Origin of the sequence: Bradyrhizobium ottawaense (assembly GCF_900099825.1) — a bacterium.
GTDB lineage: Bacteria > Pseudomonadota > Alphaproteobacteria > Rhizobiales > Xanthobacteraceae > Bradyrhizobium > Bradyrhizobium ottawaense_A.
Genome location: NZ_LT629693.1, coordinates 6,535,279 through 6,546,993, shown reverse-complemented (window position 1 = coordinate 6,546,993; position 11,715 = coordinate 6,535,279). Strand labels below are relative to the sequence as shown.

Annotated in this window: 12 protein-coding genes and 1 pseudogene; 8 read left to right on the top strand and 5 right to left on the bottom strand. The window is 63.9% G+C overall.

Annotated elements, in window-relative coordinates:
• The first annotated feature begins 151 nt into the window (after nt 1-151).
• Together waaF and BLR13_RS30645 are read left to right on the top strand one after the other, a co-directional pair.
• Nucleotides 152-1,213 carry a lipopolysaccharide heptosyltransferase II gene (gene waaF / locus BLR13_RS30650; RefSeq protein WP_074815973.1) on the top strand — a complete coding sequence of 354 codons (1,062 nt, stop codon included), beginning with the start codon at nt 152-154 and terminating at the stop codon, nt 1,211-1,213.
• The gene (locus BLR13_RS30645) at nt 1,210-1,731 is read left to right on the top strand and encodes an HAD family hydrolase (RefSeq protein WP_074815976.1); all 522 of its coding nucleotides are present in this window, start codon (nt 1,210-1,212) and stop codon (nt 1,729-1,731) included. Before waaF ends, BLR13_RS30645 begins: the two co-directional genes overlap by 4 nt.
• A 5-nt stretch (nt 1,732-1,736) precedes the next feature.
• Here the strand turns inward: BLR13_RS30645 and BLR13_RS30640 are convergent, their stop codons facing one another.
• A complete protein-coding gene (locus BLR13_RS30640; RefSeq protein ID WP_074815978.1) occupies nt 1,737-2,063 on the bottom strand; it encodes a hypothetical protein in 327 nt (108 codons plus the stop codon).
• A 189-nt stretch (nt 2,064-2,252) separates the two neighbouring features.
• Here BLR13_RS30640 and BLR13_RS30635 point away from each other — a divergent pair, with 189 nt between their 5' ends.
• Complete coding sequence (locus BLR13_RS30635) at nt 2,253-2,942, top strand: ROK family protein (RefSeq protein WP_074815983.1); 690 nt, start codon at nt 2,253-2,255, stop codon at nt 2,940-2,942.
• Nucleotides 2,939-3,124, top strand: a complete 186-nt coding sequence (locus tag BLR13_RS30630; RefSeq protein ID WP_074815986.1) for a hypothetical protein — start codon at nt 2,939-2,941, stop codon at nt 3,122-3,124. Before BLR13_RS30635 ends, BLR13_RS30630 begins: the two co-directional genes overlap by 4 nt.
• A gap of 7 nt (nt 3,125-3,131) precedes the next feature.
• Here BLR13_RS30630 and BLR13_RS30625 read toward each other — a convergent pair whose 3' ends face one another.
• Complete coding sequence (locus tag BLR13_RS30625; RefSeq protein ID WP_074815990.1) at nt 3,132-4,178, bottom strand: glycosyltransferase family 4 protein; 1,047 nt, start codon at nt 4,176-4,178, stop codon at nt 3,132-3,134.
• Between the two features lie 181 nt (nt 4,179-4,359).
• Between BLR13_RS30625 and galE the strand changes: the two genes are divergently transcribed.
• The 3 genes from galE to BLR13_RS30610 all read left to right on the top strand — a co-directional run bounded on the left by galE (nt 4,360) and on the right by BLR13_RS30610 (nt 8,035).
• Nucleotides 4,360-5,373: a UDP-glucose 4-epimerase GalE gene (galE, locus tag BLR13_RS30620; RefSeq protein ID WP_074815994.1), complete on the top strand. Its 1,014-nt coding sequence runs from the start codon at nt 4,360-4,362 to the stop codon at nt 5,371-5,373.
• A gap of 105 nt (nt 5,374-5,478) precedes the next feature.
• The gene (locus BLR13_RS30615) at nt 5,479-7,299 is read left to right on the top strand and encodes an ABC transporter ATP-binding protein (protein WP_074815997.1); all 1,821 of its coding nucleotides are present in this window, start codon (nt 5,479-5,481) and stop codon (nt 7,297-7,299) included.
• A gap of 34 nt (nt 7,300-7,333) precedes the next feature.
• Complete coding sequence (locus BLR13_RS30610; protein WP_074815999.1) at nt 7,334-8,035, top strand: fumarylacetoacetate hydrolase family protein; 702 nt, start codon at nt 7,334-7,336, stop codon at nt 8,033-8,035.
• A gap of 77 nt (nt 8,036-8,112) precedes the next feature.
• On the opposite strand, the gene BLR13_RS30605 is transcribed toward BLR13_RS30610, so the two are convergent.
• From BLR13_RS30605 to BLR13_RS30595, 3 genes and pseudogenes are all read right to left on the bottom strand, one after another.
• Nucleotides 8,113-9,159: an alpha/beta fold hydrolase gene (locus BLR13_RS30605; RefSeq protein WP_074816002.1), complete on the bottom strand. Its 1,047-nt coding sequence runs from the start codon at nt 9,157-9,159 to the stop codon at nt 8,113-8,115.
• 185 nt (nt 9,160-9,344) lie between these two features.
• Nucleotides 9,345-9,644, bottom strand: coding sequence for a hypothetical protein (locus BLR13_RS30600; protein WP_074830928.1), 300 nt, complete (start codon nt 9,642-9,644; stop codon nt 9,345-9,347).
• A 193-nt stretch (nt 9,645-9,837) separates the two neighbouring features.
• Nucleotides 9,838-10,762, bottom strand: a pseudogene (locus BLR13_RS30595) (LysR family transcriptional regulator).
• Between the two features lie 216 nt (nt 10,763-10,978).
• Here BLR13_RS30595 and BLR13_RS30590 point away from each other — a divergent pair.
• Nucleotides 10,979-11,689 carry an SDR family NAD(P)-dependent oxidoreductase gene (locus BLR13_RS30590; protein WP_074816004.1) on the top strand — a complete coding sequence of 237 codons (711 nt, stop codon included), beginning with the start codon at nt 10,979-10,981 and terminating at the stop codon, nt 11,687-11,689.
• Nucleotides 11,690-11,715: the final 26 nt, after the last annotated feature.

Sequence of the window (11,715 nt, the reverse complement as noted above, 5' to 3'; positions counted from 1 at the left end):
GCCATATTATGCGGCGCCAGCTTTGCCCCACTCCCGCCCGGCAGGCAACTTGGGCCATACGCCTTGGTGAAGATGCCGACCCCGGCTTTACCTGCCGACAAGGAGCGGTTACCGACGGAGCCGGAATCAGCCGGCAGCAGACTTCTAAGGTATGAATACAGATTCATCAATTGGGATCGAGATCGAGGATGCCGCCGACACCAGGCCGATCCTGATCATCCCTTATATGTGGATCGGCGACTTCGTCCGAGGCCATACCGTGGTGCGCGTGCTGAGGCAGCGTTGGCCGAACCGGCCGGTCGACCTGCTGGTGACTTCGCTCTGCGCCCCCCTGGTCGATTACATGCCCGGCGTCCGGTCCGGTATCGTCTGGGACCTGCCGCGCGGCCGGCTTGCGGTCGCCAAACAGGCGGGTCTGGCGGCCGAACTACGTGCGCGGGGCTATGGAACCGCGCTGGTGCTGCCCCGCACCTGGAAAGCGGCCATTGCGCCGGCGCTGGCCGGGATCCCGGAACGGGTGGGATTTTTCGGGGAAGCCCGGTTCGGGCTGATCAACCGGATGCGCTGGGGCGAAAAGGCCCTGCCCCGCTTTATCGACAAAAACGCCGCCCTGGCGCTGCCGGATGGCGCCAAGCTGCCGCCGGAATGGCCGGTGCCGCAACTTCGCGTTCCAGCTGAGGAGGTGGCCCGCTGGCGGCAGGCCAACGGGCTGGGAACAGGGCCTGCGGTGGCGCTGGGACCCGGCTCCGTCGGTGAATCAAAGCGCTGGACTTATTACCCGGAAGCCGCGCGGCTGTTGGCCGAGCGGGGTTTTGACGTCTGGGTGGTGGGCGGCCCCGGCGAAAAGGCGCTGGCACAGGAAATCGTCGCCACCGGCGGCGGCAGGGTCCGCGACCTCACCGGCACCGACCTGCGCAACGGCATTTTGGCGATGGCGGCAGCCAGCGTCGCCATTTCCAACGACTCAGGGCTGATGCATATCGCGGCGGCGATCGGAACGCCGACGATGGGCATTTTCGGACCGACCAGCCCCTATCTCTGGGCGCCGCTCAACGATCTCGCGGCAACGGTTCTGACCAAGAGCGAACTTTCCTGCCAGCCCTGCCAGCGCACGGTCTGTACCATGAACGACCACCGCTGCATGCGCGACATTCCCGCCACCGAGGTCGCCGACATCGCGCAGCGCGTGCTGCACGAGGCGACGCCGCGATGAGTGCGATCCTGAAGCCCGCGGCGTTTCTCGACCGCGACGGCGTCGTCAACCATGACGACGGCTATATGGGCACAAGCGAACGGATTCGCTGGATGCCGAATGCGGCCAAGGCGATCCGCCGGCTCAACGAGGCCGGCTATTTCGTGTTCTTCTTCACCAACCAGTCCGGCGTGGCGCGCGGCTATTTCAGCGAAAACGAACTCAACGTGCTGCACGACTGGATGCGCGCCGAACTCGCCGCCCAGGGCGCGATCATCGACGACATCAGGTATTGCCCGCACCATCCCGCCGGCACCGTCGCCGGCTACCTCGAGGATCATCACTGGCGCAAACCCTCGCCCGGCATGATCCACGACCTGATGGCGCACTGGCCGGTGCGGCACGCCGGCAGCTTTGTCATCGGCGACCGCGACACCGATATCGAAGCCGCACAAGCCGCGGGCCTACCGGGATTTCTGTTTGCCGGCGGCGACCTCGATGCGTTCGTCGCCGATGTGATGGCTCAGACGAGAGTTTGATCAATCTATTTCATGCGAACAAGCGTGACTTCCATCTTGATGCCGGGCGTTTGCCTCGCAAAGCCGGTGCCTGAAATGGTTTGACCGTCCTTGCTGTAGCCGGTGGCAACGATATCGATTTCGTCGAGCCCGAAGACGCCCGGCGGTCCGGGTGCGAAGCGCTTGGCCGACACCAGTCCCCGCACGCGTTCGCCGTCAGCACGCCAGTGACCCGTATACGAGAACGTCGCATCACCGCCACCAACTGTCCCATCGGGACGAAGCTCGATCACGCCGGCACTCTCGCCGACCGGCGTCTTGAACCAAGAAGAAAATCTTCCCGCAGTGATCATTCCGGCAGGTCCAGCTCTGGATTGCGTTTAGTCCACCAAGAAGCAGCAATGCTTTAAACATGAGCTAATTTGAACATCCCTCCAAATCGATCCGGTTCCATTGGAGGGAACTTAATGGGCAGGAGGTCGGTTGGATTGTGCTCGTCCCTCGCAAAATCTCGCGAGGCAATTTGGTATGAAAGTTTTCGAATGAAGCAAAGGAGCGCATCACGAACGATTCTGTCGATCGACGTCGGCGGATCGCATGTCAAGGTGATGACGAACACCAAGCGCATCAAGCGCGAGTTCGAATCCGGCCCCGATCTGACCGCGAGATCGATGGTCGAGAAGGTCAAGCAGATCACGAAGGACTGGACCTACGACGTCGTCTCCGTGGGATATCCAGGACCGGTCGTGCGCGACCGGCCGTCGGTTGAGCCCCACAATCTGGGACGGGGATGGAAAGGATTCGATTTTTCACGGGCGTTCAATCGTCCCACCAGAGTCGTGAACGACGCGCTGATGCAGGCGCTCGGAGGTTACAAAGGCGGGAAAATGCTCTTTCTCGGACTCGGTACCGGTCTCGGCTCGGCCATGATCGTCGACGGCGCCCTTATACCCATGGAATTGGCGCACCTGCCTTATCGCAGGGAGAAGAGCTTCGAGGATTTCGTCGGCGCGGCCGGGCTGAAACGCTACGGCAAGAAGAAATGGACGCGCTACGTCGACGACGTCGTCGAACGCCTGGTTGCCGCGCTGGAGCCCGATTACGTCATCCTCGGAGGCGGGAATGCCGGGAAACTCGGGACGCTTCCGGAAAAAACACGGTTAGGAAAGAATGAAAACGCCTTCCTTGGTGGTTTTCGGCTTTGGGCGCTGACGTCTCCGGAGAAGGGATGAGACAAGCCGCAGAAAAAACGTCCGCAAGTGACCTCACTGCCCAGGGCGCCGTCATCGACGACATCGCGTTTGTGGCCGAAATTCTATCAGCGAAAATGCCGTCATCTCAGGGATGGCTGCGTCCACCGATGTTGCTCATCCTTCGAGGCTCGCTGCGCCCGCACCTCACGATGACGGTCTGAATCTGGCTTAAATCAGCGTGCGATAGACCGCCGCGATCGCATTCGCCTCGGCATCGAGGCTGAATTTTTCGAGCACGCGCGCCCTCGCCCGCTCGCCCATCGCGGTCGCCGATGCCGGATCGCGCATCAACGGCTCCAGCGCCGCAACCAGCGCGTCGACATCATCAGGCGGCGTCAGCACGCCGGTCACGCCATCCTTGACCACGAATTCGGCTGCTCCCGCGCGCGCCGCCACGAGCGCGGCGCCGGATGCCATCGCCTCGATCAAGGTCAGACCAAAACCCTCGTTGCGCGAGGTGAAGGCGTAGATCGTCAGCCGCTGGTACCAGCGCTGCACTTCCTCGTTCACCAATTCGCCTGTGATGACGATGCGCGCCTGAAGGCCGGCGGCCTCGATCTGTCGTTTCAGTCCATCGGCAAAGCCCGACTGCTCCGGCACCACGGCGCCGACGATGACCGCCGTAAAATCCGGATAGCGCGGCAGCAGCCGGCACATCGCCTCGACGAACACGTCGGTGCCCTTTTGCGCGCGCACCCGGCCGAAGCAGCCGATCGCGTAGCGGCCGGGCAGTTTCGCCTCAGTAAATGCCGCCGCGCGGTCGACCGGCGGCGCATACAATCCCGTGTCGACGCCATGCATGACGACGGTGGCCTTGCGCTTCAGATACGACGCCGACAGCTCCGAGGTCGCGATCACGGCGTCCATCTGCCGGATCAGCCAGCGCGTCAGCCGCTTGTGATGGCGCTGCGCCGCCGAGGTGAACACCAGTCTCAGCGGCCAGCCGAGCGCACGCAGCAACAGGCCCGCGATCATCTCGTCGTTGCGCCGCGCGTGCCAGACCAGCGGCGTGCGGCGGCGCCAAAGTTTCAGCAGATCGCCAAAACCCATTCGCGCGATGCCTTCGGGCGCATGCGGACCGAGCCAGGCGGCGCGATACATCTCGGCAAGCTTCGGCGCCACCATCCGGTTGGTCGCCGTGACGCCGGAATAGCGCCTGTGCAGATTCGGCACGATCAGCTGCAAATCAGGTGTGAAATCGTTCTCGATCGGCACGTCCGGCTCCGTTTCGCGCAGTTCCTATACGCAACATTAAGCATAGTGGCCAGTTCACCGGCGCCGAAAGGTACTCTTCACCGCACCGGCGATAGCATCACCCCTTAACTTATGCGCGCATGATCTTTTTCGCGAAACCGCCCGCACTTTGGCGGATCATGCGCCGGGAGAGGGTGTGCCCATGACCGTGCTTGTCACCGGTGGCGCCGGCTATATCGGCAGTCATATGGTTCATGCGCTGGCGGAAGCCGGCGAAAGTGTCGTCGTGATCGACAATCTGTCCACCGGATTCTCCAACTTCCTGCCCGAGGGCGTGCCGCTGTTCATCGGCGATGCCGGCGACGAGAACCTGGTCGAGGGCGTGATCGCCCAGCATGGCATCGAGAGCATCATCCATTTCGCCGGCTCCGTGGTGGTGCCGGATTCGATGCGCGATCCGCTCGGCTATTACCGCAACAACACCATGACGACCCGCAGCTTGCTGAACGCCGCGGTAAAGGGCGGCGTCAAGCGCTTCATCTTCTCGTCGACGGCTGCCGTCTACGGCAATCCGGACCAGATGCCGGTGCCCGAGCACGCCGCGACGCGGCCGATGTCGCCTTACGGTTCGTCCAAGCTGATGACCGAAATCATGCTGCACGACGTCGCGGCCGCGCATGGCATGGACTATGTCGTGCTGCGCTACTTCAACGTCGCCGGCGCCGACCCCAAGGGGCGCACCGGGCTCGCCACCGTCGGCGCGACGCATCTGCTGAAGATGGCGGTCGAGGCCGCCACCGGCCAGCGTGCCAAGATCGACGTCTTCGGCACCGACTATCCGACGCCCGACGGCAGCGCCATCCGCGACTTCATCCATGTCAGCGACCTCGCGCAGGCCCATCGCGCGGCGCTGTCCTACCTCCGCGGCGGCGGCAGTTCGGTAACGCTGAACTGCGGCTACGGCCGCGGCTATTCGGTGCTGGAGACCATCGAGGCGGTGCGCCGCGTCTCCATGCGCAATTTCGCGGTTCAATATGCGCCGCGCCGGCCCGGCGACATCATGACCATGGTGGCCGACACCAGCCGCATCCGCTCCATGCTGGACTGGACGCCGCAATATGACGACCTCGAAACCATCGCCGCCCACGCGCTTAGCTGGGAAGAGAAGCTGTTCCGCGACCGCGGCGGCCTCGCGCAGCAGGCGGAATCGGCCTGAAATCAAGCGCTTATTTGGCTTGAAAATCTCAGCTTTAGCAGGCAAGGAGTCATCGTAGCAGCCCTGACATATGGGATTTGAGCCCGTATCGTCGATGGAACGCGGATGACCGAACTTCCAAAAAAGACCACGAGAAAAATCACGGACGATCCCTATGGCGCGGCGATCCTGGTTCGCCGCCTCGTGGCCGAACAAGGCCTCGCCTACTGGCGGCGCTACCTCGTGGCCTTTGCGCTGATGGGGGTTGCGGCCGCCGCGACCGCAGGCGCCACCTATGTGCTCGGACAGGTGATCAACCAGGCCTATGTCGACAAGAACGTGACCGGCATCGCCATTCTGTCCGGCGTCACCGTCCTGCTGCTGTTCATCAAGGGGATCGCGACCTACGGCCAGACCGTCATCCTGTCGAAGATCAGCAACGCCATCCTTGCCAACAACCAGCGGCGGCTGTTTGCCAAGCTGATGAACGAAAGCATCGGGTTCTTTTCCGAACGGCATTCGTCCGAATTCCTGACCCGGCTGACCTCGGGCGCCAAATCCATCACCGACGTCCTCAATCTTTTGATCAACGCAATCGGGCGCGACCTGCTGCTCCTGATCGCCCTGGTCAGCGTGATGGTGGCGCAGGATCCGCTGCTGTCGCTGGTCGGCCTCGTGGTGGTACCGCCGGCGATGCTGTTCCTGCGCAAGATGATCAAGCGCATCAAGGGCCTCGCCTACAGCCAGTTCACCGGCACCGCCGACATTCTGGAGACCATGCAGGAATCGCTGCAGGGCATCCGCACGGTCAAGGCGTTCACGCTGGAAGAGGCGATGCAGAAGCGCATCGACGACGACATCACCGCCGTCGAGCGCAATTCCAACAAGATGGCGCGGGTCTCCAACCGCGCCAACCCGCTGATGGAAACGCTCGGCGGCTTCGCCGTCGCCGGCTGCCTGTTGTACGGCGGCTACAGCGTAGTCGCGCTTGGCGCCACGCCCGGCCAGTTCTTTTCGTTCATGACCGCCTTTCTGATGGCGACCGAGCCGGCCAAGCGGCTGGCGCGGCTCAACATCGACCTCAACAGCCAGCTGGTTGGCGCGCGGATGCTGCTTGAGGTCGTCGACAGTCCGGCGAGCGAGCCTTCCGACGACGACAAGCCGGCGCTGAAGCTGACCGACGCGCGAATCGAATTGCGCGACGTCAGCTTCGCCTACCGGGTGGGCGAGCCTGTGCTCAACCGCATGAGCTTCATGGCCGAGCCCGGCAAGGTGACCGCGCTGGTCGGCCCCTCCGGCGGCGGCAAGTCGACGGTGCTGGCGCTGCTGCTGCGCTTCCACGAGGTGAGCCAGGGCGACATCCTGATCGACGGGCAATCGATCGCACAGGTGTCACGCAAATCGCTGCGCCGGCAGACCGCCTATGTCGGCCAGGACGTCTATCTGTTCCGCGACACCATCGGCGCCAACATCGCCTTCGGCAAGGACAACGCCACCCAGGACGAGATCGTCGCTGCCGCCAAGGCCGCCTGCGCGCACGACTTCATCATGGGTTTCCCGCTTGGGTATGACACCCCGGTCGGCGAGCACGGCGCGCAACTCTCCGGCGGCCAGCGCCAGCGCATCGCGGTGGCGCGCGCGCTGATCAAGAACGCGCCGGTGATCCTGCTCGACGAGGCGACCGCGGCGCTGGACTCGGAATCCGAAAAAGCCGTGCAGGAGGCGATCGAGCATCTCTGCCAGAACCGCACCACCATCGTCATCGCCCACCGCCTGCACACCATCATGCACGCCGACGCGATCCTGGTGGTCGAGGGCGGCGAGATCGTCGAGCGCGGGCGGCATGACGACCTGCTGCGCCGCGGCGGCCGCTACGCGTCCTTCTTCCGTCTGCAGCACCACGATGCCGGCCCGCCGGTACTGGCGCCGGTCGGCGCAACCGCCTAAGCTTTTTTCCTCACCTCAAGCACGAGACCGCTTCATGAACGCAGCCTCCTACGTCATTCCCCTTCCGCCACAGCCCTCGCTTCCCGTCGTCGGCGAAGCAAAATCCTTCCCCGTGCGCCGCATCTGGTGCGTCGGGCGCAACTATCTCGAGCACATCCGCGAGATGGGCAATGACGAGCGCGCGCCGCCGTTCTTCTTCGCCAAGCATGCCGACATGCTGGTGCCCGACGGCGCCACGATCCCCTACCCGCCGCTGACCAAGGACCTGCACCACGAGGTTGAACTGATCGTCGCCATGAAGAGCGGCGGCCTCAACATTCCCGCCGACAAGGCGCTCGATCACGTCTACGGCTACGCCGTCGGCATCGACCTCACCCGCCGCGACCTGCAGATTGCCTCGCGCAAGAAGGAACGGCCGTGGGAAGTCGGAAAGTCCTTCGACTATTCCGCGCCCTGCTCCGCGGTGCAGCCGGCGTCGAAGATCGGCCATCCCTCCAAGGGCAAGATCTGGCTCACCGTCAACGGCACCGAAACCCAGAAGGGCGATCTCACCGAACTGATCTGGAACGTGCCCGAGATCATCTGGCAGCTTTCGCAGCAGGTGGCGCTCGCCGCCGGCGACATCATCATGACGGGAACGCCGGCCGGCGTCTCCCAGCTTCATCCCGGCGACAAGATCGAGTGCGGCGTCGACGGCGTCGGCACGCTGAAGGTTGCGATCGGCAAGCCGGAATAGAAGTTCGGCTGAAACCCGCTAAAGCAAAAGCCCCGGACCTGGTCCGGGGCTTTTTTCATGACAACACCCGGCGCCGATCAGCTTTCGGCGACCTCAACGATGGCTGCGGCAAACGCCTGTGGCGCCTCTTGCGGCAGGTTGTGACCGATACCGCCGGTGATGACCCGGTGCGCGTACTTGCCCGTGAATTTTTTGGCGTAGGCGCTGGCGGGCGGATGCGGCGCGCCGTTGTCATCGCCTTCCATGGTGATGGTGGGCACCGTGATATCGGGCGCGGCGGCGAGCCGCTTTTCCAGATCGAGATATCTGGCTTCGCCTTCGGCGAGGCCGAGCCGCCAGCGGTAGTTATGGATCGTGATCGCGACATGGTCGGGATTATCGAGCGAGGCCGCGCTGCGGTCGAACGTGGCGTCGTCGAAGTGCCATTGCGGTGACGCGATCTGCCAGATCAGCCTGGCGAAATCGTGCCGGTTCTTTTCGTAGCCGGCCCGGCCGCGCTCGGTGGCGAAGTAGAACTGATACCACCACTGCAGTTCGGCCTTCGGCGGCAACGGCACCTTGCCGGCCTCCTGGCTGCCGATCAGATAGCCGCTGACCGAGACCATCGCCTTGCAGCGCTCCGGCCACAACGCTGCAATGATGTTGGCGGTCCGCGCGCCCCAGTCATAGCCGCCGATGACGGCCTTCTCGATCTTCAACGCATCCATCAAGTCGACGATATCGAGGGCGAGTGCTACGGGTTCGCCATTGCGGACGGTGTCATCAGCAAGAAAGCGCGTCGTGCCGTAGCCGCGCAGATGCGGGATAATCACGCGGTAGCCGCCCTGCGCCAGCAGCGGCGCGACATCGACATAGCTGTGGATGTCGTAGGGCCAGCCGTGCAGGAGCAGGACGACGGGACCGTTCGAAGGGCCGGCCTCGGCATATCCGACGTTGAGGACGCCGGCATCGATCTGCTTCAGCGTGGCAAAGGAAGTATTCGTACCCGGCTTGATCGCCGGCACGCCGGCCGGCTTGCCCGATTGCGCAAAGCTGGAGCCGCCCAGGATCAACGGGGCGGCAGCCGCCGCCACGGCAGCGGCACCCAGGAAACGGCGGCGATCATGGTTGATGGGGTTCGACATGTTGTTCTCCTCCCCTGAAAGATGCGGGCTCCGCGGGCGCGGCGACCGGCGGCCTCACGGCTCGAAATCGAGGAATGATGGAGATTAAAGCGAATGCACGGCAGGCGGCAGCCACTTGCGTTTCACGAACGAGTGACTGCGCGATTCCAGGCGCGCACAATGTCCGCGAAGCCGGAGCGCAGCGCTCACGCCGACTTGTCGGTAATCAATCCGGGGCGCTTGTCGTTGCCGTTCTCGGCCTGTTTCTTGATCATGTCCCGAATCTTTTCTTCGATCTTCTGTTGCGCGGCGGGATCCATCGCTTTGAACTGGTCTTCCGTGATCCCCAGTTGCGACAGCATCTGGGCATGCATGCGCTCCGCGGGCGTCATCTTCGCCCATTCGAGAAATTTCTGCTCGGCCGTCTGGGCAGGCTTGGCGGTGAGCGTGGATTTCGTCGAACTGGCAGTCGGCGTCGCAACCGCGCCGGGAAACGAAACGGACATGATGGCTATGGACTCCGGATCGAACGCGCTTGGTCCAGCAAGCCTCGTGCCATTCAGCAACATTTTGAAACAACAGCCTTATCGGAAATCGGCCGCACTTCCCCGCGCGGCAAAAATTGCCGAAACGGGTCTGCCTGGAAAAAATCTGCCGGGGCGGAAGCGAATGCGCAGCGGTGATCAACACGCTCGAACATCACGAACGCGCGGCGGCCGAGTCCTTGGCGAGGCGCGCGAAATGACTGCGAAGCCTTGGGACGGCAAAGTCCATGAAGGCGCGGACCTTCGGCACCGAAGACCGGCCTTGCGGCGAAATCAGATGCACCGGCGTCGCCGCATGCTCATCGCCGGTCAGTACGATTTCGACCTCGCCCTCACGCACCTGGTCGGCGACCTGATAGGAATAGAACCGTCCGACGCCGCGCCCGCCGACGACCGAGGCCACCGCCCCGCGAATGCTGTTGATGACGAGCCGCGGCGCGAATTGAACGGTTCGCGGGACGGCGGAGCCCGGTAACGGCGGAAAGGTCCAGGATTGGGCCAGATGCGCCAGGGTGACGATCTGGTGCTTGGTCAGGTCGCCCGGCTCCGCGATGCGCGGATGCTGCTTGAGGTAACGCGGCGCGGCCACCACGACGCGGCGGACCTCGCCTATCCTGGTCGCAACCATCGATGAGTCCGGGAGATGGGCGATGCGAAGCGCGACATCGATGCCCTCGTCGATCAGATTGACCGGCCGGTCGAGCAGCAACAGCCGCGCCGAGACGGTCGGATACGCGTCGAGGAAGGAGGATCGGCCGCAACACGATTTCGCCTGAGGTGACGGGCGCCGTCAGCGTCAGCGTGCCGCGCGGCGTCGATTTCTCGCCCCCGATGACGGTGTCGGCCTCTTCGAGTTCGGACAGCACCCGGCGGCAGGCCGCCGCATAGCGCTCGCCGGCCTCGCTCAGCGCAATCGAGCGCGTCGTGCGGTGTAGCAGTTCGGTGCCGACATGCGTCTCGAGAAAGGCGATCGCGCGGCTGACCGCGGCCGGCGAACGGCCGAGCTTGCGGCCCGCGCCCGCCAGACTGCCGACGTCGAGCGCAGCGATGAAGACTTTCATCGCGTCGATACGGTCCATCGTCCCTCCTCGGCAAGGGCAGTCGGCCACAGGCCTCTGCATGGCCATAAGCCACCCGCGATGGCACCCATTATCCCCTATTCAATCGCCTGGCGGAAGAGTGTCTGCCGAATAGCGTGTATTCGCTCGCGGCGTGAACGAGCATACCTCCTCCCCACCGGTGCAGCGCAGCCTGAGAGGCTCGCCCCACCCCCAGCAAAACAACAGGAGATTGCCATGGGTATCGAACAGAAAGTCGCAGTCATCACCGGCGCCTCGCAAGGGATCGGCGCGGCCCTCGTCAAGGCGTACCGCGGCCGCAATTACCGCGTCGTCGCCACCGCGCGTTCTATCAAGCCGTCGAACGATGACGACGTGCTCACGGTGGCCGGCGACATCGCCGACTGGAACACCGCCGAGCGCGTGATCAGGGAAGGCGTCGCGCGGTTCGGCCGTATCGACACGCTGGTCAACAACGCCGGCATCTTCATCGCCAAACCGTTCACCCAATACACCGAGGCCGATTACAAGGCGGCACTGGGCATCAATACCGCCGGCTTCTTCCGCATCACGCAGCTTGCGATCGCGGAGATGGAAAAGCAGGGCTCGGGCCATGTGGTGCAGATCACGACGAGCCTGGTGGACCATGCGAATTCCAACGTTCCGTCCGTGCTCGCCTCGCTGACCAAGGGCGGTCTCAATGCCGCGACCAAGTCGCTGGCGATTGAATATGCCAAGCGCGGCATCCGCGTGAACGCTGTGTCGCCGGGCATCATCAAGACGCCGATGCATCCCGCCGAAACCCATGCGGCGCTCGGCGCCATGCATCCGGTCGGCCACATGGGCGAGATATCAGACATTACGGACGCAGTGCTCTATCTGGAATCCGCCGGCTTCGTGACCGGTGAAATCCTTCACGTCGATGGCGGCCAGAGCGCCGGGCACTGAGAACAGCGAGCAAGGCACGGCGCGCC

Bases quoted from the DNA above. Each gene is read 5' to 3' on its own strand.
- BLR13_RS30640 (WP_074815978.1), bottom strand. From the start codon at position 2,063: ATGATCACTGCGGGAAGATTTTCTTCTTGGTTCAAGACGCCGGTCGGC.
- waaF (WP_074815973.1), top strand. From the start codon at position 152: ATGAATACAGATTCATCAATTGGGATCGAGATCGAGGATGCCGCCGAC.
- BLR13_RS30645 (WP_074815976.1), top strand. From the start codon at position 1,210: ATGAGTGCGATCCTGAAGCCCGCGGCGTTTCTCGACCGCGACGGCGTC.
- BLR13_RS30590 (WP_074816004.1), top strand. From the start codon at position 10,979: ATGGGTATCGAACAGAAAGTCGCAGTCATCACCGGCGCCTCGCAAGGG.
- BLR13_RS30605 (WP_074816002.1), bottom strand. From the start codon at position 9,159: ATGTCGAACCCCATCAACCATGATCGCCGCCGTTTCCTGGGTGCCGCT.
- galE (WP_074815994.1), top strand. From the start codon at position 4,360: ATGACCGTGCTTGTCACCGGTGGCGCCGGCTATATCGGCAGTCATATG.
- BLR13_RS30630 (WP_074815986.1), top strand. From the start codon at position 2,939: ATGAGACAAGCCGCAGAAAAAACGTCCGCAAGTGACCTCACTGCCCAG.
- BLR13_RS30600 (WP_074830928.1), bottom strand. From the start codon at position 9,644: ATGTCCGTTTCGTTTCCCGGCGCGGTTGCGACGCCGACTGCCAGTTCG.
- BLR13_RS30610 (WP_074815999.1), top strand. From the start codon at position 7,334: ATGAACGCAGCCTCCTACGTCATTCCCCTTCCGCCACAGCCCTCGCTT.
- BLR13_RS30635 (WP_074815983.1), top strand. From the start codon at position 2,253: ATGAAGCAAAGGAGCGCATCACGAACGATTCTGTCGATCGACGTCGGC.
- BLR13_RS30615 (WP_074815997.1), top strand. From the start codon at position 5,479: ATGACCGAACTTCCAAAAAAGACCACGAGAAAAATCACGGACGATCCC.